The organism is Acinetobacter sp. YH12027 (assembly GCF_013420085.1).
Taxonomy (GTDB): domain Bacteria; phylum Pseudomonadota; class Gammaproteobacteria; order Pseudomonadales; family Moraxellaceae; genus Acinetobacter; species Acinetobacter amyesii.
Map to the genome: position 1 here is coordinate 1 of NZ_VOYW01000025.1, position 25,368 is coordinate 25,368.

General features: G+C 37.4%; 11 protein-coding genes. All 11 read right to left on the reverse strand.

From position 1 onward, the window contains the following. Positions 1-753 precede the first annotated feature (753 nt). The 11 genes from FTT94_RS10350 to FTT94_RS10395 all read right to left on the reverse strand — a co-directional run bounded on the left by FTT94_RS10350 (position 754) and on the right by FTT94_RS10395 (position 25,152). Positions 754-2,070, reverse strand: a complete 1,317-nt coding sequence (locus FTT94_RS10350) for an McrC family protein (protein WP_180170752.1) — start codon at positions 2,068-2,070, stop codon at positions 754-756. 1 nt (position 2,071) lies between these two features. Further along, positions 2,072-4,447 (reverse strand): AAA family ATPase, encoded by a 2,376-nt coding sequence (locus tag FTT94_RS16840; RefSeq protein WP_180170753.1) that lies wholly within the window; start codon positions 4,445-4,447, stop codon positions 2,072-2,074. Positions 4,448-4,582: 135 nt separating this feature from the next. Further along, entirely contained in the window at positions 4,583-6,676 is a 2,094-nt protein-coding gene (locus FTT94_RS10360) for a UvrD-helicase domain-containing protein (RefSeq protein WP_010111339.1), read from the reverse strand. Beyond that, positions 6,673-13,053: a DEAD/DEAH box helicase gene (locus FTT94_RS10365; protein ID WP_180170754.1), complete on the reverse strand. Its 6,381-nt coding sequence runs from the start codon at positions 13,051-13,053 to the stop codon at positions 6,673-6,675. The genes FTT94_RS10360 and FTT94_RS10365 overlap by 4 nt, the downstream gene beginning before the upstream one ends. A 3-nt stretch (positions 13,054-13,056) precedes the next feature. Next, positions 13,057-18,051, reverse strand: coding sequence for a class I SAM-dependent DNA methyltransferase (locus FTT94_RS10370; protein WP_180170755.1), 4,995 nt, complete (start codon positions 18,049-18,051; stop codon positions 13,057-13,059). Between the two features lie 9 nt (positions 18,052-18,060). Continuing rightward, entirely contained in the window at positions 18,061-20,928 is a 2,868-nt protein-coding gene (locus FTT94_RS10375; RefSeq protein ID WP_180170756.1) for a DEAD/DEAH box helicase, read from the reverse strand. 277 nt (positions 20,929-21,205) lie between these two features. Further along, on the reverse strand, positions 21,206-21,859 hold the full coding sequence (locus FTT94_RS16700; protein WP_257231387.1) for an HNH endonuclease domain-containing protein: 654 nt from the start codon (positions 21,857-21,859) through the stop codon (positions 21,206-21,208). Further along, entirely contained in the window at positions 21,819-22,232 is a 414-nt protein-coding gene (locus tag FTT94_RS16705; protein ID WP_257231388.1) for a hypothetical protein, read from the reverse strand. The genes FTT94_RS16700 and FTT94_RS16705 overlap by 41 nt, the downstream gene beginning before the upstream one ends. Before the next feature lie 11 nt (positions 22,233-22,243). Continuing rightward, positions 22,244-22,888 carry a GIY-YIG nuclease family protein gene (locus FTT94_RS16710; RefSeq protein ID WP_373686029.1) on the reverse strand — a complete coding sequence of 215 codons (645 nt, stop codon included), beginning with the start codon at positions 22,886-22,888 and terminating at the stop codon, positions 22,244-22,246. After that, a complete protein-coding gene (locus FTT94_RS10390) occupies positions 22,858-23,439 on the reverse strand; it encodes a class I SAM-dependent methyltransferase (RefSeq protein WP_180170757.1) in 582 nt (193 codons plus the stop codon). Before FTT94_RS10390 ends, FTT94_RS16710 begins: the two co-directional genes overlap by 31 nt. A gap of 78 nt (positions 23,440-23,517) precedes the next feature. Further along, positions 23,518-25,152, reverse strand: coding sequence for an HNH endonuclease (locus tag FTT94_RS10395; RefSeq protein ID WP_180170758.1), 1,635 nt, complete (start codon positions 25,150-25,152; stop codon positions 23,518-23,520). Between the last annotated feature and the right edge of the window lie 216 nt (positions 25,153-25,368).

The window sequence follows — 25,368 nt, forward strand, 5'->3', positions numbered from 1 at the left end:
GAAAAGTTCAAGGTAACTTTATGCGTGATGGTATTGCAGTCAGAATGATTTGCTTCACTTCCAGTATCGGATGTAGCAGCCATGTTGTCATGACTCTGGCTATCTTCAAGAATATTAGGGTTATGAACACATTCATCCATGAGCGTGGTTCCTATTTAGTTTGCTTTTCACTCCCCATATAGTGGAAAAATTTCATCCTCAAGCGCGCTCCATCTAGTGCCTCTTTTATCCCAAAAATGCATAAATCAATTTAATTTAGATGCTGTTGTATGAAAAAAGCTCAAGTTATTACTTCTTTTTATATTTATGAGATGAAGGAAATGGCTTGGCTTACCTTGAAAGGTCTTAAACTTATTAAAAGTATAATTGGGACTAAAGGTGTTTTTCTAAAGTTAATCGATGACACGCCCTAGCAGTTGAATAAATACTATGCAAATCAACAGCCTAAAATTTCCCTCACTCATTTACGTTCAACTAAAGATTACTACTGTAATCTTTAGTTCATATATTGATTGAGAAAACCAACTCAATTCAAGTTGCTTTTTATGCCAGTCTACAATCCCATAAAGAAGAGAACTTACTAGCCTCTTCTGAGTTTGAAGCAATGTACTATGATAAGATTAAAATATTAGGTCAGGTGGCCTAACTTAAATAAAAAGTCTCCGACAATCCCGGTACGGTTCAGTTCCTTATTTGTAAGTTTTTGCCCAATTTCTAGCTTATTTATGGATAACATTGTTTTAGAGAATTCCTTTAAATCATAGCTGCTACAAGTTCTTGTCCAATCAAGACACCTTTTTCCAAATCAAAAGGAAGTACATATAAACAAAGCTCATCTGAATAGTTAAAATGTGGCAAATGAACTGTAAATTTTTGATGTTTTGGATAGATCAAAATCAACTGACCTTTTTGGCCTAAATACTTATTGCCATAGGCGTGCATTTGATACAAATCAGCCTGGCTGATTCCATATTTTTCAGTGGAATTAGCCTTCTCTTGATGAATAAATTTCCATTTGGTATCAAGAATAACCTGACAGTTCCCCCCTTTATAGACAGCTAAATCAGGTTCTAATGCAAACCAGTTTTGTAATGTTCTATTTTTAGGTGTGTGACTCACCAATGTTTGTCGACTCGGTTGAATCTGTAATCTATGGCAAGGTTTTAACTGAGTTTGTAGCTTTTTCGCCACATATTTTTCGAAGAGCTGTGGCATAGAAAATAGTAAAGACATGCCACGGCGTTCGCCATTTTGAAATGATGGATTGATATTCAGCAATAATAGCTCACACCATGGTTTTATATCTTCGTATTGACTAAATAACTTACCTTCACGCCATTGCCCTAAGCTTTCAACGGGATCATGACTTGTTGGTATCTCATGCATTAATTCAGTAAAATCATGCCCGATTGCGATAGAATGATCATTCCTAGTCATTTCTAATGCATAAATTAACGCTGTTTTAATTAAGCGATTTTCAATACCATTAAACAGGAACTCATCATATTCAATTTCAAATAGATAATCCTTACCTACTCCATGGTTAATCTGTTGTTGAACTAATAGCCTTCCTTTCAGATAAGGCTGCACATCTTGTACTAACTCGTAATCACGTTTTAGCCCATGATGGATAAGTTGTTCGAGCTCTTCCAAAAAGCGTCGAATAATCCACTCATGTATTGGCAAATCAGTTTGCGTTAAATCAGCTTCACTCATCTCTTTAGGTCGTATGTCATAAACCTCAGAGAGCATGTTTTTTAATATATTTTTAGATTTTTCAATTTGGCTATCACCTAATTCAATTTTAGGTAAAATCTGAATCTGCTCCTCATTGAAAGGGCTTTGTATATAGCCAACATAAGCACCTAACTTAAAACTGTTGCGCCGTACTTCTTCTAATACAAGAACCTGATCAGTTTCTTCAATACGAGTAGCTTGATACTTATCAATCATCCAATCCAAAGTCTTTTGACTAATATAAGCACGACGACTTGCTGTTGCTAAAGTATTCTCAGTCACTACAGTCTTTTGATAAGACTGTAGCTCTGCGTATTCTGTTACCGTAATCATCTTAGTGGTAGATCTGTTGGAAACGTTTTAAATCACTAAAGCAGCCTAGATTTAGTTCGACTGCAAACAATGGATTTCCTTTTGGTTGCTGCCCATAGCCAAAGATATTTTCATCAAAATTCAAGTCCTGAATTATCTTTCGCTCATCCATATCATCTGGATTATCATTCAATACCAAACCTATATGTTTTAAATTACTGAAGAAATATTCTTGCAATAGCGGAATGATCTTATTTTCAAAAATTCGTCGTAATGTTTCCAGATACTTAGTTTCGTCCATTACCGAACACAAAGGCATGAAATAGCTATGACCAATTTGATAATCTTTACCTTTTAAATATTGAATGCGTTGATTCATTTTTTTGAGCATTAGAGGAATATCCACATCATGCTGCGATGCTTCCATATCCTCTAGAATTTGGCTATCTGGACCAACTTCCTTAAACTCAAATCGACGACGCAAGGCTAAATCTAATTGTGTCAGTGACTTATCTGCCGTATTCATCGTACCGATCAAATATAAGTTAGAAGGTACAGTAAAAGGTTCCTTTGAGTATGGCAAAGTTAATTCACGTGCATCTGACTTACCCGCACGCTTATCATCCTCAATCAGGGTAATCAGTTCACCAAAGATTTTTGAGATGTTGCCTCGGTTTATTTCATCCATAATCAGTACGTGATTGACACTATTAGTTATGAGTGTCTTTGGGTTATGAATTTCTTCAATAATGATATCTTGGGCTTTCAACTCTTCAACAAGCTGTACCCAACTGATACGTGCTAACTCATGTACCGATTTGATTCCCAATTGAAAATTATTGTTTAAAGCTAATATATTGAAATTAATACCCGTTGCTAGCCATTTCACTTTTCTGACATGCGCAAAGTCGGAATCTAATTCATAGGCTTGTTCATCAAAATAATAGTCTGAACTGATAACACCTATAGCTTGGATACTCTTCCTATCACGTAAACACAGTATGACGTCACCAATCTTCATTCCTTCACTAAAATCATTTAAAGATGTTTGATCATTAGGACCTAATGATTCGAAATACTTGATTTGATCTTCATTACGCTCAGTTAATAAATTGCCAGTCGCATTCCACCCTATACGTATTTCACTATTCTCAAAATATTTTTTTCTGCGTTCTACATCCCAAGTTTCACCTAATGAAATTTTCCAGATTTTAGGTGAACTATTGAGTCCTAAAACATCATTCTTATTAATCCCCGCTGCCTTTTGTGCTTTTATGGCTATTTTTTTTAAAATCCCATCTTCAACTTTATAGGCAATATTAGTTTGACCTTCAGGTACATATGCTTTTAAACCTTCAATAAAGTCTTCATAACTAAAACTTTGATGGAAAGTAGTAAAAGCAATTTGCTTTGTCTTGATTAGTTCATCATATTTTTCTTTAATGGCCTTATGATGTTCAATTGTGTCCGTTTCGGTTAGTGAGGCATACCAATCTGGGGCAGCAATTTGAACAGCAAGTTCTGTAGTTGCATACGTTTTACCTGTACCTGGTGGGCCATATAAAATCTGATTCAGTGGCATATTGGTTTCTATTTTATTTTTCGTGCTCAAATTATTGTCTTCTTGTTTATGCCCTTTATTTAATCTTGAACGATTGACATCAACGACAGCTTGATAATATAGGTCATAAAACTCTTGATCTTTGAATGTCTCTTTTATTCGCTTTAAAGTATCCAGATAATCATTCCATACTTGTAAAGCTTTATCTTCAGTTTCAACAACAGTATCTGTGTAACTAATTTTACTTTTATCTAGAAAAGCCTTTCCTGTCGCATTTAACGGAAAAAATAAATCTGGTCGACAACGATATAAGCCGGTTGAAAGTTTATTAATCCCAATGACATCTTGTGGCAATATTTCAATAATAATTTTTTCTATTTCTTTGATATCTTTAAGTTCCGCAAGTTTTCTAAACAATCCCCATAATCTAGATATGATTTCTTTTGGTCTTTCGTAAATATCACTACCATTTTGTTTAACTCTATAAGGGTAATACCATGCACTTTGTGCATCAGATTCGGCACAGCCAGTTAAATCAACACGAAAATCATCTCTATTTAGCAAACCACTATGCAATGTTGATCTTTTCTTCAATGTACCCACATTGATCAAACTAATTACAGTAAAGGGATCTATTTCTGTATGATGCTTTGGTTCCTCAATGATATTGCCATTTTCATCGAGTGTTTTATCTGACTTAAAACTTTGATCAACTTGTTTTTTTAGATCCTTTAAAATTTGAGCTAACTCATTCTGTCTCCCTTCAAATTTCAATATATGTGAAAACAGGGTATTTTTATAAAAATTTACCCATGCATTTTTATCAACAACTTCCACGGCTCTTTTCTCGACTAATTATTAAAAATTCTGTAAAATTAGTGACATAGAATCTAAACACCAATCATTGCTCACAGTTTAATACCATGTAGATCTCTGGTATCGTGTTACCTATTGCTCATGAGAGAAAACGAACTAAACTAAGTAGCTACTCTTCACCCCATAAGAAGAAATAACGACTTCCTTCTTAGCACGCGTTAAAGCAACAAATACAAGTGATCTCTCATGAGCATCTGCTTCAATCTGAGACACTTCATCTGCTTTATGCTCGACGGCATTCTTTAATGGTATAAGCCCCTCATTACAAGATGCTAAAACAATTAAATCAAATTCCAAGCCTTTAACACGATGGATCGTGGCAATTTTTACAACATCCTTTGGAGCATGTGTTTCAGAGGTTTCAATTCTATGGAATTTTCGCTTCTCAGCATTAAATTGTTGAGCAATTTTATCTATTTCCGCATTCGTTCTTGCAACAATACAAATACTCTCTAATGGATAAGATGACTGATCAATAAAAGCAAATACCTTTTGCATTTGTTCTTCAAAATTTTGACTATTATCAAAGATAAAAGGTGCTGGTCCATGCGTCAGAGACTTATACAAAGTATTATCATCCTCACCACCATCCAAATCATCTATTGGCATATCATTTAGAATTGCGCTTGCAAACTTTCTAATTTCATCCGTGGTTCGATAATTAATTTTGAGTTTAGCTGATCGCCCACGTACATTAATCCCAACTTGACTCAAAACTACTTTATTTTGATCATAAATACGTTGATGTGCATCACCAACAATAAAGAGATCATTTTCTTGCTCTGGCACAATCGCTCTTAACAACTTGAATGCTTGTGGTCCCATATCTTGGGCTTCATCCACAACAATACTTTGATAAGGAAAATCTATACCATTTACTTTGATAAAGTCTGCTGCATCTCGATAGGCATCTGATATTTCTTTGATTCCATGTTGATTCAGCAAACGTCTATATTCAGATAAAACATCCCAAACTTTAATTTTATCTGCTCGACTTAAACGTGTACCTCGTCCTACACGGCGTGCCTGCTTATATTCCTCAAGTGAGGTAATGCCCTGTGGTTGTATTACATGCAACCATTCTTCTTTGAAAAACTCTAAGCTTAATGTCAATTCTGGTGACATTTCTGCATAGGCCATTTTCCAATGCTCATCTAACTTTTCTCGACTGTAGACAATCTCAAAATCATATTTTTGTTTACGTAAGAAATACTGAACCCATCGATCTAAATTCACGACTTCAATTTTTTGCAGTAAAGCCTCTCCACATAAACTTCTAAGCTGATCTTCAATATCTTGTGCTAAGTTCTTGGTAAAAGTTGTAAATAGAATTTTATGATTGGGATCAGTTAAATTCTCCGCTAACCATTTTGCTCGGTGCATAGCCACTACCGTCTTACCCGTGCCAGCACCGCCTAAAACACGAATAGGTCCTTTTTTATGTCCTGTTGCTAGTTTACGTTGTGATGAGTGTAGGAAAACACGCCATTTTTCTAGCGATGCACTTAGCATCTCCTCCAATTCCGTCTCACCAGAAACCACAGAGAATTTGGCTAATGACTGATCCCTAGCCAGTGCAGCCTCAAAATCGGTCGTACTAAATTGACTATCTTCAGCAATTTCACGCTCAGCAAGAATGGACTCGTAGCTTTGCCCTGCTAGATACAAGAATAAGCCTTCATAGGCATCTTGTGGCAAATTGGTTTGTAACTGATCCAAATCTTCTTCCGTTTGCACTAATCGAACTTGAGGGATTAAATCTTCTGGCACCCCTAGTTTCATCAATTGCTTATCACGTAAAGAATTGAATAAACTTTCCGAAGTCTCCTGAGACTCTATTACCACTGCTTGGACTTCACTTTGATAAAGCTGAATAGCACCTGTTTCGGCATTAATATTACATTTATGCGTTTTCGCCCATGTGTAGGCATCATCATGGTGATCAACCCAAAGCAATAACAGAATATTGCCTTGTTCGGAGACAATGATGCGATAGGTCTGATCTACTCGTAATGATCTAAAGCTATCATCTTTGACAACTTGTAATTTTTCTAGATTAAAACCAGGCAAAGAGGGATTGACCATAAACTTCATAATCTGTTGGTTTACTTTTGCCTGAATATTGGATGGCAATTTATTCAGTGATGCAAAATATCCATCAGAAAAAGCCAGCTTTAAATTTGTTTTCATAGCTTATCCCCCAATTCAGTTACTAATATTTCCAAATTATTTTCAAATAGGTATACGTAATACCCTTGTTGTTCGAATACTTCTTTGTCATCGAATTGATATGGCAAAAGCACAATGATTTTTTGATCTTTCCATAACAATTCAGCTTCTGCCAGAATTTCACCTTTAGATCCTTCTAATTCAAAGCCAACTAAAGGCATAGAAACACCCTGATCTTTTAATGCATATAACAGTGGATGCATGACTTCTGAGGCTTCTTCGAATACAAATGACCAATCATCATGATTCGATACGGATGGTGTATCCCAGTTCAATTTTGAATGCACACCCTCATTCGTATGTTTAATTTCTCCAGCATATAGATTTGGACAAAACTGAAACCAATTCATGAGTTGCCACAACTTCATCCACAGCAATTTAGTTTCTTCGAGATTTTTTTCACCTAATTGGACTTGAATACCAATCATGAGTTCGTTTAAATCCAGACTATTAATAATGCCAGTACCTGCAGCATACGCTAATTTAAGCTGATTTTCGGTATGACCAAGTTCGAATATATTTGCCAAAAGAAGTGACTTAGATTGAGAAAGCTCATTAAACTCCAAAGGAAAATACTGAGTAAAATTTTTCCATTGAGCTAAATTTTGATCTGATTTATGCCTCGGGTCGATTAAGCGTAGAGCTTGTAAAGCACTTAATTTTTGCAGATCTTCTGTATTTGGGTGACTTAAAAATTTCATCAATAAATTAAAACTATTAAGTTGTAAATCATTGAGCGTATATGGCTTCAATTTTTGTTCATGTGCTCCTTTCAATCTAGTATATGCTGATGTTTCTTCCACAACACTTGGAAATACATTGGCAACTTTAACTTCATTTTTTGCAAAGCTAGATTCCACATCGTGCCATGTGAGAGACCAGACCCAATACTGTCCTGAACGTAGCAGTGCCTGACGTTTAAGTAAATCATCATGCACACTTTGTGCATGATACTCATAACCGTCCAAGAAAATTGCAATCGGTTTAAAGCCTGCTTTCTTTGCTTCTTTATTTTCTGGGTAAATAATAAAGTCTGGCTCACAAGCATAAGCAACGCCCTGTGATGGACCCAATTGGACATGCATTTCCATACGGTATTGTTCTTTATCAATACTTAAATGATATGCCTTATTTCCTTTGATCAAATCAACTTTTACACTGACTTTCTTACCACCAACAAAGGGTTGTAATTCTGGTTCATTAAATGTTTTCATTGCTTCTGGGAAGCGTACTTCTAGCTGGCTATCCTCCCAAACCACTTTTTTCACTTTCCCTAAGTGTTCAACTTTTTTAAATGTCGGATCATCACGTAATAACTCATGCAACATATTCAAAGCGACTTTACGTGAAGTGCTTTCCATACCGTAGGAATTACGATAGGCATACAAGCATTGATAGCAACCATCCACCTCAGGAATGACATGTTGACATGAGCATTCAGCCATTACTTTTTGGGCTGCTTTAAATGTATCTAACAAATGCTTTGGGTCCGCGAGCAATTCATGTAAATAACCCGTACCACCAGGAACGCTGTCATAAATTACTAAGTAGCGTTCTCTAAAGTCACTACCAGCAACAGGCTGTTCAGAAATCATAATTTGTAAGTGATCGACTTTGCCGCCAAATTTCTTTTTAAGGCCTAACTGCATTGCTGCAACAAAAGAGTTGATCTGTTCATCTGGCGTTGCTACAGCCATACTCGGCATAAGAATACGGATGGCTTCTGAAACATATTGTCGGTACAAATACAGACATTGTTCAATGCCACTTTCATCTTGATTTTTAGCAAAGCTACAGTAGTGCTGATGTTTTGCAGGGCCTTTTTTATCTTGTACAGTGCCGCATTCCTTGCAGATTCTAAAACCTGGGCGCTCTAACTCCTTACCAGCGATGTAAAAGGTTAAGTCAGTAGAGCCCGTACTTTCACCAAAATTCATTTCAATAAATTTTGCTTTTTTAACGAATTCAAAACCAAAAGGTCGATCTTCGTTTTCAAAAGCATATGCAAGTTCCACATCCTGCGGATCAACATCCACGAGCATCTGCTTATTAAAGAATAATGGTTCACGTGTTTCACTATCATCAGATAGCATCGCCTTAGATTTCAATGTATTGGCATACACCTGCACCAATTTCAATACTGGAAACTGCTGCCTTACATCTGCCCATTGAATATCACCACAACGGGGACAACTTGATGCCGTGACCATTGAACCCACCGTCTCATGATAACTACAGCTTGGGCACATTCGCATCATTTCAATGGCTTTACCCTTTGCCGTTTCGACGCGGGTAATCTCAACCTTGTGATGCGACGCATAGAAAATACTATTCGGTGCCAATTCGCTAATTGCTGCATGAGCTGGTCGTGTATATTCATACTCTTCGGAATGATACGGTGAAGCACTCGAGGGATCTGAAGACTTTCTAAAAATGACAGACTTTAATGTCGTACCTTCCTCAGGGAAAGCATAGTTAGGGAGTAAGCCTTCATCTGTTAGAAAATTAAATGTCGCTTTGCTATAAATATTACGTTTAAGCCTTGCCACACCTGTAATTTCCTGATGAAGCTCCTCTAATTTCTTTTTCTTTTCTTCATCATCAGGTAATGCTTCAGTTTTCTTCAGCGTTTTTTCTAATGCATTCTTCTGCTCATTTAAACGATTGATTTCCTCTGCTAACTCTTTAATTCGATTAATCAAAACCCATTCAATTTGCTCTTCTTCAGCTTCATTATTAATGATTACTTTTTTGAGTCGCTCACGATTATCTGCACTCATTGTAGGAGGCAGTAATTCACTAAACTCATCCCATAAACGATCACGATTGGTCCGTATGTATTCAATTAAAGTGTATGGAAAACGGTCTGTATTATTGGTTTTAACTGCACCAATCACCAATTGCATGGTTTCTGGAATACTTTGTTTACCTTGTTCTGCTCGTCCCCAGTCATCAAAACAGTACGCAAATAATTGTCGTTTCAACACCATGGAAGCTTCTAAGAAAATTGCAGGTGGCTCAACATTGCCCGCCATCATTTGCAATGGATTTGCATAAAAATACAAATCATGTGGTTGTCCATTGGCAACCGTTAACGCCACAGAGTTCCCCGTCGAACGTCCAGCTCGACCAATACGCTGTAAATAGCTTGCCTGTGATGGTGGTACTGAAGCCAAAATCACCGATGACAGATCACCAATATCAATACCCATTTCCAAAGTTGGTGTCGCAGACAATAGGTTTTCAAACCAAGGTTTACGTTCACCTGATTTTTCTTTGGCTTTGAACTGATTTTCAACTTTTTCACGTAAAGAACGTGACAATAAACCAGTATGTTCATGTCCAATTACACGATTAATTTGCCCATGCAAGTAGAAATGTCGATAAAAATTATTCAATGATCGGTGATCTTTTTTCCAAACATACATCCGCGAGTTGTTCTTCACGTTTAACTGCAATGATGGAAGATCTTCAATCTCATCATCCCATTGCTGTGGAACATTCAGCTCCCCATGGCCTTGAGATAGATCTAAACTATCTGAAGCACGTAAGGTGAACGTGCTGAGCTGATGAGCAACAAATAGTTTTTGCGGATTTAAGCCCCAAACTCGTGCATCTTTGGTTTTAATCACCCGTTCAACCACTAAGTCCACGCATTGCAATGCTTTTAAGCAATATTCAAACAAATTGCTATAAAAGTCTTTAGCCACCAATTGTTCTGTATGTACAACCAAAGTCAGCCACTTTTCATACCAGCTCTGACCTTTTTTAAGTGTAATACTTTCAAAATTCTTACATTTATCACTTGCAGGAAATACAGGTAGTTGCGAGTGTGAACCAAAAGTTGGTAAGGTCTTGTCATTGGTTAAAATATAATAATCACCGCCACGCTCGACATACCCCTCTAAGAGTTGATGATAGATCGCGCCTTGGTTACGTAACCTTAGGCAGATGCCCCACAGTACTTGTTGCGCTTGTTTTTCAGACAGCTCATATCCCAAGTGATTAAGTGCATCATCTTTTAATTGATTCGCTGCTTGATGAACTAAAGTTGCTTCCCAATACAGAGTTGCCACCCCCGTACGGCGTAAAGAACGCCCAGTTTGGCTTTTAATACCTAACTCGTGCAGTGCTTCCCATGCAAGACGACGTTTAATATCTGCCAATAATTGAGCAAGTTGAGGGTTTTTACCCTCTTTCATATCAATATACGTTTCACGAGACTCTAAATTAGGCGCAATAAATTCAGTAATGAATTTTTCATGCGTCCAACCATTTGGGTTTTTCTCATTCAGTTCATAATCTTCAAACCAATGATTCACAAAGTCCAAATAAGGCACTGAGCCATGTTTAGCAATGTATTGTGCCATCCCTGTTCTGAGGTTCATTTCCCAAGTACGTGCACTATAAAAACCAGCACGATGAGTGGCATCTTGAACAGAGTCGGAAAAAGCGATGACTTTTTTATCTTGATTGAGTTGATTTGAAAACAGTTGGTTAATCGCAACCGAAGTTAGGCTTGCGGCCTGAGAACCAAAGATAATCAGCGAGTTACGAGATTGACAAGATGGGCATGTCCGTTCTTTTTTGGTGGTATTCACCCCCTTTTCTTGAACTTCTTTAATCTCAGCACTTTCTACAACACAAACAACGTTTTTAGAGCCACATTTATTACATTGCTCTGTTTTAACACCACTTTGGTGACAACATTCACCACATAAATAACTCACCTCGCCCGTAACATCATGACACTGTTCAGGAACAATCGGCATCAGATATTTGGCCTGTACATCGTTTTTAAAGAAACGGTTATACAATTTACGTAGGTCCGTTTCAATTTGGGTATCACCCATCTTCTCTGCCGCTAGCCAAGACGTTGCGTGACATTCCGAACATTGCAGAACGGGTAATACCACTTGATCTTTTTGTTTTTTTAAATCGTCATGAAAGTGTAAATGTACATGCTCAGGGTCTTTATTTACCGTGGCGACAATACGGCGAAGCTCTCGAATCCACGCTTGGAATCTTAGTGAGACAAATGGTTGTCCTGGGTAGTCTTTACCACGTGCATGAGATACCAATGCCAATAATGACATCAGAATATGCTCCGCATAAGGTCTTAAACTTGGTGGTAAAGTTCTAGCTTCAGGGACGAGACTTGAAAAAGGCGTAAGCGTTTGCGCATCATTCAACAGTTTTAGGAAAAACGCATGGCTTTTTAACTTTAAGCCTAACTCTTGGCGGGATTGCATATCGCTAGGATCAAGGTCAAAACCACCATCTGCTGCTTTACCAAAAAAGAACCAAGCCTGATGTTTTAGATACTCTTCTTCCGATTCGAATTGTTGTTGGTTTAATAGTTTTGGATCGAAGTCATAAGAGATGCTGTAATACTCAATCGGTGCTTGGAATTCGGCTGGGCTGACCCGTGTTTCCCCAATAATACTGTCTGCGGTAAATTCCGCATCAAAGATTTTCGAGACAAAGTCGAGTAAATCCCCTTTGCTTTCTTCAGAACCAATGGTTGCGGAAGTCCCTACTGTGACCAAATGATTTTTCGGTGTTTTTAAGTGCGCTTTTAGACGACGAATTAACATCGCCAAGTCAGAACCTTGTGCACCATCAAAGGTATGTAATTCATCGACAACCAAATACTTTAAAGTGTCTGATTTATTTTGAGCCCAAAGACTTTGGTCTTTTGGACGCATGAGCAAGTAATCCAACATTTTATAGTTGGTTAGCAAAATGTCTGGCGGGGTCTTACGTAGTGTTTCATGGTCGGTAATGACTTGCGTTGCTGACATCAGTTTGGTGCCACTGGCTGCATTGTCATCTTGCCCGACAAATAGCCCGACATTGACACGGTTTTTCAGTTCAGGCGTACTATGGATCACCTCAGCAAAGCGTTTGGCTTGGTCGGTTGCCAAAGCGTTCATTGGATAAATGATAATGGCTTTAATGCCTTTACCTGCTTGTTCTAAACAATGATTCAGCAATGGATATAAAAAACACTCTGTTTTACCCGACCCCGTGCCTGTAGCCACTAAAGTGGGTTTTGCCGTTTCACCTACAAGGCGTTGCCATGCTTTTTCCTGATGGGCAAACGGTGAATGCTCGGTTTTAAAGTTTGGGAAAAAATGACAAGTCGCTTTCGGATTTTTGGCAAAAGGAAGCCCTAAAGAGACATAAGGTCCTTTAAAAAATGCTTCCCCGTTGGCATCTTGATCAACCAGTGCTTCAAATTTACCCTTAAAGTGTGGTGTTTCCGTTTCGTAACCTGTTGTAATAAAACTTTTTAATGCTTGCTCTATATCTTTTGAAATTAAACTCGGAAACATGCTTTACACACCCTCTTGCGCTTTGAATCGTGCCGTAAACACTTCCCACGCTTGTTTATAATCTTCTTCTCGATTTGGTAAATACCATGGACTGATATAGGTAATCACACGTTCAACAGGTCCACCCGGTTGTGTGTCATCTAAAATGGTTCTATGGATTTTTGTGCCATCTGGTAGTTTTTGTGCTTCGGTCCAACCTAGCGGTTTGCTTTCTTTTTTACCATCTGAATATTCAATAATGACCGATGGATCACGAGGTCCTGCGTTACGTGCTAGACCTACGCCAACAAGACCTTTTGATGGGGTAAAGACAATACGTCCGCTTTGGTCGTAATAGGTTTCACGTTCGTACTGTTGCATGACTGGGAATTGCACACGGTAAATAGTCAACAACTCCTGTAAAGTTAGTTTCATTTCCATTGCAACTAAGACATCAATCTCAATTAACGCCTGCCTACGTTCAAAATCATTTTTTAATGCACAAAGGTTCGACCAATCTGGCGATAGGTGTGCAAAAAACATTTGATTCAATAAATTCTTATGAACCCATCTTTCATTCTTAAAATCACTCCTCCAAGATTTATCCCACAACTCTTTAAATTCAGATGTTAGGCAATTTAAAGATAAGACCCTTACGAACAGGGCAGATTCCATTTTTTTATTACTAGTGCTTAATAATGGAAGTTGATTAATTAAATAAGTGTTAGCATGTCCAACGCCTGTACTCTTAACCCGATAATCCACTACTATTGATAAACACATTGCCTGATAGCGTAGCAAATCTTCAGTATCTCTAAACGATGTTGATAAACACGTGTTAATATGTTCAACGTATTTAGGCAAAATACTTGAAATTAATGTTCTTTCTAATGTAGAAGCAATCATTTCACGATTTACATGTCTGTAAAAATCAGTCATTCTTCGTGCATTATTTTCACCTTTTTCAATCCAACTCACCTTTGTGAGAATACTTTCTTCTTTTTTAACCTTTTTATAATTTGTTCTTGGTATATAATTTTCTTTAATTGAGAGAAGGTCAATAATATCGTAAGATTTATGCGTATCACATATTTTCCTTGGTGTTTTATATAATGGATTTCCTATATAAAAATGTGGACCAGAAATTATTCTAACAACATTGTTTTCAGTAAATGCTGTTTCTCTTTTAATGATCCCCTTTTTTTGGGAAGCAGTTTCATCATATAAGAAGGATGACGTATAATTATTTCCTAAGTCTTTTAACTTTTTAGGATATAAAGATAATTTATATAATACCGATATTAATTCAATAGAATGAATAGCTGGCAACCTTGCTTCAATTGACCTAGTTCCATCCTCATCATATAAATCAGCAAATATTCTTAAAGTATCAATATCTATTTTAACTATCCGGTTTTTATGCCCTTTTATATTCCAATTACCCTTATCATCTTTTATACCTGGTGTACTCTCATGACCATTATGATTAAAAGATTGATCAATTGTATTAGGATGAAATAAGTTAGAAATATTTAAAAAAGAAATTTTATTATTTATTTCACCATAAATATTAATACTATACTTACTTTGATTCCCAATAGGAAATAGTTTTTTCTCATTTTGAAATTGAAAATGAGCCTTTAATCTACTATAAATTAATGATCTAAATTCTTTTCCATTTGGATCATCATAAATACTTTCTGGGTGTAAATATCCACACACCCCCCTAGACTCAAGCAATCTCCAAGACTGTGGAATAAAACATTTATATAAGTTTGCTTTTTGCCCCTTAAGCTCTCCAAAGTTTTGTTGAGAATTTAAAAAGTTTTGTGTACCCTCAGCTTCTTCTAGTTCAGTAAACCACGCATTTTCCAATGCTGGTTTAAGTTCGAATTCTTGCTTTCGACGTTCACGTAATTTCGTCGCAGAAAAGTTTTTAATTAAAAACTCAGGGTTGTAATCACCTAATACGCCTCCTTCATTCCACTCCACTTTTAACCACGGCGGATTCCCCAACATCACATCAAAACCGCCACGGTCAGCAAATACATCCGCAAAAGTCAGCTCCCAATGGAAAAACTTAAACTTATCTGCAAGCTCTTTTACCAGTTGTAAACGTGGATGTTGTTTGTAAAGACTAGGTAAATGCAACTCACCCTTCGCAGTTAAAACTTGGCTGAGCTTCTCTTCTTGTACCGTTAAACTGATTTGATCATCACCAAACAAATCATGCTGAGGCTTTTCAAAACCCGTTAATGCAGGCTGTGTGTCTACGACTGCTGTATCAAAATCAAAACCACCTTGTTCAGGTTGATGGAAATCATACACTTCACTTTCCAGTACCAGCTTAAGCTCCATCATCCATGTCGCACGGTCTGGCAGTAAATCTGCTTTTTCAATAGGCCAAAACCATAACGCACACCAATAATCCATCACCAATTTCAAACGGTGATACGGCGTCGCAATTGGCGCATCGTGGTTAAAAATACCATTGGCATGGATTTCATCTTTAGCAGCAGTGGTCGTGGTTTGACCTTTAGACGCTTGCCCCCAAATTTTAAATTGATCTTCCGTACGGGCACGGTCGGCTCTTAAAGTCTGGACATGCTGTGCCCAAAGCTCATCAATCACATCGCTAAATTGTTGTAGCGTTTCAATCTCCCAAGCTTCTAAATTTGATAAAAAGCCTTTACGCCAATTTTTAATCGTTTCAAATTTTTCGGGCTTTAATGCTTTGGCATCACGATCTGTTACGTTTGCCATATCTGGATCAGGTAATAGGAAGTGATACACTTCTGTCTCAGCACGATCTGATTTTTTTCGGGCCAAACTTTCAGGTGCTAAACGCTTCGGTGCAAAGTTAAACCATTTATCCGCTTTGACTTTGGTTTTAATCTGCTTCTCGTCATACACCTGACGACGTGCACCAATCAGCGAGTTACCATTAAATAGCTGATAACCAAACCAAGGTACCTGATTCGAACCATTAATCGAGTTTAGCCATAAAGAAACTTCAGCAAGTTCAACCGCAATCGAGTTTAAATCCACACCAAATACATTATGGTCGGCAATGTGCATTTTGACCGTCTGTAATTCATGTTGATAGTCTTTCATCTCAATACGTTGATTGAGCTCAGATTGCTTCTTAACTAAATAAGCTTCTGCTAATTGATTGACAGCTTCGTTCAAGAAGGCCGCTGAACCCATTGCTGGTTCACATACCGTGAGTTTTAAAATGTCATCTGCACTGACTTTTTCTAAATCTGCACCGAGTTTTTCACGTAAGGTGTATTTCACCAAGCTCTTGGTCAGAACCTCTGGTGTGTAATAACTGGCTGACTTTTGACGGTCACGACCAGCTAAACGATAAATAAACTTACCTTTAGGATGTTTCTTGAGGACTTTTAGTCCTTCGTCATTTCTCTCATAGACTTTTTCATCATCCGCATAGCTATCAATTTCTGTTGCAGTAACAAAATAGCCTTCATGCAGCTCATCGTAATTGTCCTGCGGTCGCTTCACCTCATATAAGTCTTCTTTGGCAAAGAAGCCACGATAACTTAACAGTGCTTCGTAAACTGCACCTAATTGGTTAATACCAAGTTGCGCATAACTAACACGACCACGGCGCTGACGACCACGACCGCTGGTTTCACGCGTCAAAGACATCAAGCGAATGACGCGTTGTAGTGTTTGATTGGTAAATTTTACTTTTTCTAAATACGGTGTTCTTTTCGGGTCAAATAAATGGCTGTCTAAAGCATGAATATCGAAACCCGTTAAGCCCGTACTCGCTGCGCTATAACTCCCATCAAGTGCAAGATCACCTTGATCATGCGGTTTACCCGTATGAATCAAATTAAACAGCTTTTGAATAGAATGATGGAAATAGTGACCTTTTAAAGACTGTTCACTTTGTAATTGGACCATTTCCAAGTCACGCAAACTCTCTAAGCTATAACCCTTTAAGTAGCTTTGACTGGTTTTAATCGGTACATAGCCCAGCTCGGGACGCGCTTCAATATAGAACAAGAACAACAAACGGTACATATAACGTAAGCATTCTCTAGAGAGTTGCTCTGGGTTTAAACCTGTTTTTTCACCTGACCAACTAATATCTTTACGTTGTAAAAGTTGTTCTGTTGCTTCATTACCTAATAGCTCAATCGCTTCTCGTAAGGCATATTTCAGGTCCTCAGATACCCCAAAAGCATGTTTATGTGCATTTTCATCTAGACTATCGAGTAACGAATCACCATCCTCTGGAACAAGACTGTCTTTAAATAACAGTGCCGCTGTAGCTTGTAAGGTCTTGGCATCTTTACGACCTAAGATTTCATCCCAGTCAAAACGTAGAACACGATTTTGTAGCCATTTAAAGCGATCAACCAAAATCGCTTGTCGATCACCTAAAACCAATACCCAACGTGGTGGTTCCTGCATTTTAAAAATATGATCATTAATCAAATCTGACCATTTAATGGTGACATTATCTTTGTTTTTACCCACTAAACCATCCGCATGTGGTCCTGGTCCAAAGAATTGTTCTTTGACTAACCCCAGTGAAAATAGATCAAAACCATCTTGTTCTTTATCGATTACTTCGACGACCATCAACTTCGGTTGTTGTTGATTTGGATAAGCAGACAGAACTGGTAGCTCTACATCCTTATTACCCATAGAAAAAACATGGTTATACGGCGCAAAAGGAATATCCAAAGCACTCAGTAATTGTTGGTGTAATTGTCGACGGTCTGCTAAAGATGCTTTTAGACTACGTTCGCGCTGAATCTGCTCATGGGTTTTAAAATATGAACGTGCTAAGTTTTTTAAGCGTTGATATGGCGGTTCAAAAATAACAGTTTGTTGGCTCTCTCTGTCCTGTTGTTCTTGCGCTTGCCACTGTTGAATTAAATCGCGTATATCACCATCAAAAACTTCAGATAAATAATGTGCTGAATAGAATTCATTTTCGTTTTGAATGCCCAAATAAGTCGCTGCATTGTCACTAATAGCCATGATCTATCCTTAGTTTTGAGTTGCTGCAATAACGGCAATTAATTGAATATAAGGTGAACTTTCTGTCTGCCAAGTATCTTTAATCCAGACTTCGTATTCATTAAACACTTGATCGATATAACGTTGCTTAGCTTCTTTTTTGGTTTTAGCAACAGACTCGAGTCCTTGATCGAAATCAAGATGTAACTGTTGTTCTTGTTTACCTTTTAAAGCACTTAATTTTTCAAGTTGTTCAGCAAGCTTGGGCTGCATCTCTTCATCAAAACTGACTTTCTTCTTGAGCACTTCTTGAGTCACCCCATCCACAACGGCAGAGCGTAAATTTTGCAAAGCATCTAAATCGACTGGTGCACCCGTATTCGGTGCATTTTTAAAGATCTGACCATAGACATTCAGCATGTCTTGTAAAGGCTCAATTTTGGCAATGTGATCGGCTTTGGTATGTACTGCGTACCATTCCCAAATCACTGGATGTGCTTTACGGTTAGGAATCAGTGCAGACACTAAGAAAATCGCTTCATCTTTTTCAAGTTGCGTATTTAGACCAATCACTAAAGCTTCATTACGTCCTGTGTTGCCCAACATACGCTCTTGGAGCCATTCAGCAACAGGATGACGTTTCCATAAATAATGTTCTTTTGGCCAAGAATTCTCTTCATTACGAGATGCTTTCACCACCTCCATATAATTTTCTTTATCTTCAGTGAGAATAAAATCTCCATGTTCTGGATAAATTTCAGGTGGATAAGCTTTAAATTTTTGTTTTAAGTCATCAGGTGCTGTTAATTTTATCTTTTTAATAGCGTCTTCGAATTCAACAGCGATACGTCTTTGGTCTTTATTTAGATATGACAAGGCTCTTTTTGCAAATTCATATTCGCATTCAAATAGTTTGAAATTTTCTTTTGGTTCTTGTTGCTGTTCCTCCTTAATTGGATCATCAAATGAACTAAAGAAGTCCGCTAAAATATCATCGCCTTCATTGTGTTCATTTTCAGGCGTATATTGAGTATCAAATTCATCTGCCTGCATGGTCAGCATGGCATTTGTCACCAACTCTTCTTCTTTTACGACATCATAAACACCAAGGAATGTCGCTGGATCACCGATATTTTTATAGGCTTGGTCATCCTTTTCTTGCAAGATTTCTAGAATACGGACATCGCCACGGATCGTTTCATTACTGCTTTCCGTAATAAGATAATAAATCTCTGGCTCTTGGGTTTGACCATAACGATCTACACGACCATTACGTTGTTGGAATACCATCAATGACCATGGCAAATCAAAATGTACTAAGCGATGAGATAAATGATGGAGGTTAATCCCTTCACTCGCGACATCAGAGCACAGTAATACACGAACCTTTTCTTCACGCTTGCTAAATTTCTCAACAATATCTTGCTGGGTAAGATCATCCATTCCCCCATGCAATTGCTGAATTTGATCATTATTTAGACCTAAATCACGGCTTAAAACACTTTCTAAAAAATTCAGTGTTTCAATACGTTCAGAGAAAATAACGATACGATCATCCGTGTTACGTTTATCCCAATTAAATTCAGAGCTTTTAAGTAATTCAATAAGCTTGGTGTATTTTGTAAACGCTACTGAATCGATTGGCTCTAGACAAGCTTTCAAGTCTTGAAGATGGTCGAGTTCTTGTTCTACATCTGGTGTAAGCAATTCATTTTTAGTAGTGAGGGTTTTGATTCGTTGTTCAACAGACTTCAAACAAGCTGCTGGTGATGAAAATAGTGCTTTCTGTAAGCCAATACGCACTAATTGCCCAGGCTTATCACTGTTGTATTGAGCCTTAATAGTAAACGGAACTCTAAGCAAAGCTTCATAAGCCAACTCTTCTTGAGCAGAAGCTTGATGCTTTAAAGGAAAAACCTTACGGTCCTTAAATTCAGCTTTGACCTGATCTTTGATATCATGTTTGAAACGGCGTACTACAAGCCCCTTATCCGCAAAATCAGCTTTCTTATAATTATTTGGATCAGAAATAGCCGTTGGGTCAAGCATATTCATTAAGCTTGCAAAACTTTTAGCTTTACCATCATGTGGTGTTGCTGAAAGCATGATTAAAGTATCTGACTTACGTGCTAATAATTGCGCTAATTCAGTACGCTGTGAACTGGTTCCTCGATCAGCAACGTTATGCACTTCGTCAATCACAATGATGTCCCAATAGGCTTTGTCTAAGTAGGACTTAAACTCATTGTCTTGCTTAAGGGTATCAATTGAGATAATCGACTTATCATAATAATAGAATGGATTATGATTGGTTGGGATACGCCCACGAACACGTTGTAAACCATTCGAATCTAAACGCATAAGCGGAATTGAAAATCGATTCCAGAATTCTTTTTGGAATTGCGTCATCATACTTTTTAATGTCAGAACTAAAATGCGTTTGCCACGACCTCGCTGAATTAACTCCGTAACCAGAATACCTGCTTCAAGTGTTTTACCTAGACCTACCGCATCTGCAATTAATATACGCTGACGAGGCTGTTTCAGTGCCTGATACGTTGGGACTAATTGGTATTCAACCACATCCATTGCTGCTTCTTTGGCAATATGGATTTTTAAATCATTTGGTGTGGATTGTCGAAGCTGACTTTCAATAAATAATAAACTTTGAGAAAACTGTGCACTGGTATCCGGCACCAACTTAGTTAATTTAGGATCTAAAATTTGAATTTTATCTTCAAATTTGGTCAGGAAAATGGCTTCTTTGCCTCGGACTAGCTCTGATATTCCCTCACAAGTAAGTTGATCACCATGATTCATGGTTGGGTCTACGCGTCGGATTACCCATTCTTCATCACGAATCTCTACACGAGCTCCAGGCGCAAATTTCCCCGTCATAATCACTTATCTCAATTTTTTAAATTATGGTTTCCATCTTTATTCCACCTATGGCAAACCATAAATGCCTCAATTACAAAGCCCTCAACTTTGTATTGAATCACAGTTATAAAACCACCCTCATAGCAAATAACTGTTGAATAAGATCATTAAAAATACAAGGTTATATTAACCAAAATATAAAAAAACTCTAATCACATTTAGGTCAAAATAAAGACAAGTAAAAGATTATTTTTCATTTATTTGATAATTAAAAAGTTTTAAAAAATTTATCAGCTTAAAATACACTGGATCCCGCCCTAATTGGTTCCCATTTCTTCCCGCCACCCATCGTCAACGTAGCGCAGTTATAAGCTTCCTGTAAAAAACCACGGCGTGTAGGTTCAGTGAATCCCGTTTGAGCAATTAAAGTTTCTCGGAGTGGATGATGACTGGTAATTAAGTATTCATTACGCTTATGCAAACGTTCTAATAAATTTATTGACGGTAATCGGTCAAACTTACCCTGCTGTCCTCGATTACATGTAGGGCAAGCCAATACCAAATTTGCTACTCCATTGATAGGCTTTTGGATATCACACTCACGAAGTTTATGTGGGAAAAAGTGATCTACATCTGCAGAATATTCAGATAACAGCTCAATAGTAATAGGTGCAAAACAATAAAAGCATCTGCTCTTTTGATATCCATTTAAAGCCGACTTAGCCGATGTGACATTTACTCTGCGTATTTTATTGTCTGCAACTAGAATCCCATGATCATCGTGTTGAATTTGCACTAAATGCTTGGGTAAATTCATGTCCCAAGCTGTTTCAACTAAACGCCATCTTGCTTCAGTTTCATCGACCAAATCTTTGGAATTATTGGCCTCAAATAGCTGAAATACATCATCAGTTAAAATGATACCACCATGTGTTTTCCGGGCATCCATAAAAAAATCTTTTGGGCAGTTCCTGACCATGAACATTGTGAAATGCATCAATGACATTTACAAAACCATATTGCACAGTCTTTGCAATCAAAGTTTGCTGATCTATTTCGCCTGCATTAAAGGCACGACAAAAATCTAAGAATTTACTGGAGCTTGAAGTTGCTTGCTTATCGACTAATTTTAAATGGTCACAGATATGGCGACTAAATGGATCGGCAAGTTGATCGAGTGTTATTACTGAATTAGGAGAAACTTTTAACTCATGAAGTGACTTAGCTAATGCAAACTTATACGAAGCTACATTACGCCCAAATAAAATTACCGCTCGCCAATAGTTTTCTAAAGATGGCTCAATCTCGTAAAACTTGGACATATGTTTCCCCGTTAATTAACAGATAATGAACTTCTATGTTTTCGTTGAATACCTAGTTCATTCGCAATTTCTAATATTCTTGCTTGGGTAATTGCTTCTTTTCTCAAAGTAGACAAACTACTTTTAAAAACATGCTCATTCCCTTTTAAATTCAATGGTAATGAAACTGATTTAAACATATTTTCTTCAAGCACCCATGGTTCAGGATCTAATATCCATGAAATACGCGTATTCTCCTCCATCCAATGATCTAACCATTGTTCACCCAAGTGAGTAAATGTCATTCGTTTACCCGAACCAACTCGACGTAAAGGAAAACCACTTTGCTGGGCGAGTAAAATACCTAGTGTTCGTCTTAATGTAGATCCTTCAGCATTGCCAAAATAATGTGTTCTGAGCCGAGTTCTTAAAGTCGATTTACTATTTGGTTTCCCTTTTTTATCTGGGGAAATACCTGAATACACAAGATAGTATTCCTTAATCTGAATACAGTCCTCTAGCGGAACAATCTCAGGCAAGTTTTTAATCCACCAAAAATAGATGCCATTCTCAGTAGGAATCAGTTTGGGGCTTTCTTGTAAATCAAATCGTGAATAAAGAATATTAGGCAATGAACAGTAATGTATCATTGTTTTTTCCAAAGTACATTCAGCCACTTTTCATCACGATCAGGTCGCTGATCTACCGTGATCCATTGCTGTAATACTTCAACAACTTGCAACTGATCTAATAATTCCTTGGCTTGAACTTCATCTAAATCTGTAAATGCCCTACCATCTTTTTCACGATCTGTGCTGCCATATTTAAAAGACATATAGCATACCCCGCCACGGCGTAAAGCATTATAGATTCGCTTCAAAACATCAGGGAGTCGATTTCTATCACAATGGAGTAATGATGCACATGCCCATACCCCATCATAAACATCGTGTATATCAAGCTCATAAAAACTTTGCTGCTGAACAGTGATACCAGTCAGTTGGGTCGCTCGTTCGACCAATACTTCAGAATAGTCGATAGCATCAACTTGATAGCCTTTATTTTTAAAAGCCAAAGTGTCACGCCCTGAGCCACAGCCTAAATCCAGGATGCGTGCAGAATCTGGCAACTCAGCTAAAAATGGTTGGTATAGGCTTTCCATATCCACATACAACGTGGCTTGTAAAAATTGATCTGCGTATTGGTTGTAATAGTCTATTGTTTTCATATTGGTTGCTTAGGCTAAACACTGACCCCAGTCTACTAAAAAACAAAAAGATAAGGGAGCATTTGCTCCCTTATCTTTTTAGTCAAATAAATCTGCTCTTACTTCTTCCAAAGCACGATCTGACTTAAAACGATTACATATCGGATGAATAATTGCTCCATTTTCTAAAACACCGTAACCACCTTCTGCTTTCGATTCACGATGATCTACTTCAGTTGATTCAAGGTATAGAGCGCTATCACATACTTCACAATAGCTCCAAGTTTTCCTTTCCTCACGTTGATAAAGATTTCTTTTGGTCGCGAGTGAAAAATTTAGAGGTTTTTTCTTCTTTGTTAGTCTTACTGATTTCACAAAGCTCACAACATCATCCACAATGCTCTCATCATAATCACCACCAAAACGGTCAAGGTAAAAATCATTAAAATTAATATAATCAAATGATTGACTCATCGAAAGAATGACGGTGTTCAAACAAACTTCATCTTCAAAATCTAAATCCATATTGAGTCCAATACAGATGAATGCTTGATACACGTTCTTCAATCGCTCATGCGATCTGATCCCACTACCAAACTTACCGACAGTTTCTTTAATCGCCACAGGAATTTTTTCAATTAAACTTTCAACACCACGGCGTGCTCGAGTAAATCCAATAAAATCTATCTTTTTATTCTGTATTTCAAAACAGTCTTTTTCAATTTCACAGACGATAGAGAACCAGGCCAAAAAGGATGTCACTTGAAAACGATTATCTTTATAAAAATATAGTTTTGGGTGTAACCCCAAACTTGGAATCCGAATACTAATTGGTGGTGTAGCGATACGACACAGCACAACTCTAAGTTTTAGCATTAAATTTTCTACACGCTGACCTTGGTCTATATTCACAGTATTCTGACTAGTATCACCAAACATGATATTCAGGAGTTCATTGACCAAGCCGATTTTTTTACCGTGTGTTAAATCTGGCTCTAAAAGTATTATCTTAAAAAGATGATCATGAATTTGCTCACCCAAAGTGATCACTTCATTTATCCGCTCGTAATTCAGTTCAGCCAAGTTGGATTTATTATCGTTGATATAACAACACGCATAGATCACATAAAAAGCATCACTCCCCCTATTTTGTAAATGATATTCTTCATCTGGATCTAATCGCTTCGTATCCGAATTGATTGAACAAAAGGCTTTTCGAGCTTCCTCAGGTGTCCCAATGACTTCAATAAAATTAATTTTGGTTGATTTTAATTTTTGCTGATACTCAGAATCGCTACATAACTCTTGAAAATCAGCTAATCCACCTAATCGATTACGAATCTGACGAATATCTCGTTTTTGTGGTGCCGTGAATTTTGGGGCTCCTATTACTTGCTCATCAATAAAGTATCTTTTGATCCAAGCATAGATAATTGAAATCCTGTGCCCACCATCGATGATATAAATATTACCAGCAGCATCTTTCCAATAGCGAACGCATAAATTGACATTACGATCATTCAAACAGTTTAGAATAAACTCCTGAATTTCAGCAGGGCTCCAGCACTCTGTGGAGCGTTGATTGTCTGCTTTATATAGTTTTTCTAGGATCTCATGGTTGGCGAAGTCATAAAGTGATATTTCAAAGTTATGGTGCAGATTTGAGTGCGACATTTCGTCAGGCACCATCATTTTTCTTTGAATAATATTGGTTAAAAGCTTAGTACGGGCCATTTTATTTTCTCTAGGCAATACTTCTCTATATCTCGTAAGATTACGAAATTAGAAGTAATTAAAATTAAAGTTAGTGATTAATGAATTAAATATTCATTAATTCAGAAGTATCTTTTTGCTAGAGAAAAAACAGATAGAAATAGTATAAAGACGCATTTTAAACCTCGTTGATAGATTGTCGTTTGCCAACATCCTTTCCACGAGATGGAGGCAAAC

What these genes read in the sequence shown, in the direction of transcription:
- FTT94_RS10350 (WP_180170752.1), bottom strand. Translation starts at nt 2,070, where the DNA reads ATGATTACGGTAACAGAATACGCAGAGCTACAGTCTTATCAAAAGACT.
- FTT94_RS10360 (WP_010111339.1), bottom strand. Translation starts at nt 6,676, where the DNA reads ATGAAAACAAATTTAAAGCTGGCTTTTTCTGATGGATATTTTGCATCA.
- FTT94_RS10365 (WP_180170754.1), bottom strand. Translation starts at nt 13,053, where the DNA reads ATGTTTCCGAGTTTAATTTCAAAAGATATAGAGCAAGCATTAAAAAGT.
- FTT94_RS10370 (WP_180170755.1), bottom strand. Translation starts at nt 18,051, where the DNA reads ATGGCTATTAGTGACAATGCAGCGACTTATTTGGGCATTCAAAACGAA.
- FTT94_RS10375 (WP_180170756.1), bottom strand. Translation starts at nt 20,928, where the DNA reads ATGACGGGGAAATTTGCGCCTGGAGCTCGTGTAGAGATTCGTGATGAA.
- FTT94_RS16700 (WP_257231387.1), bottom strand. Translation starts at nt 21,859, where the DNA reads ATGGATGCCCGGAAAACACATGGTGGTATCATTTTAACTGATGATGTA.
- FTT94_RS16705 (WP_257231388.1), bottom strand. Translation starts at nt 22,232, where the DNA reads ATGTCCAAGTTTTACGAGATTGAGCCATCTTTAGAAAACTATTGGCGA.
- FTT94_RS10390 (WP_180170757.1), bottom strand. Translation starts at nt 23,439, where the DNA reads ATGAAAACAATAGACTATTACAACCAATACGCAGATCAATTTTTACAA.
- FTT94_RS10395 (WP_180170758.1), bottom strand. Translation starts at nt 25,152, where the DNA reads ATGGCCCGTACTAAGCTTTTAACCAATATTATTCAAAGAAAAATGATG.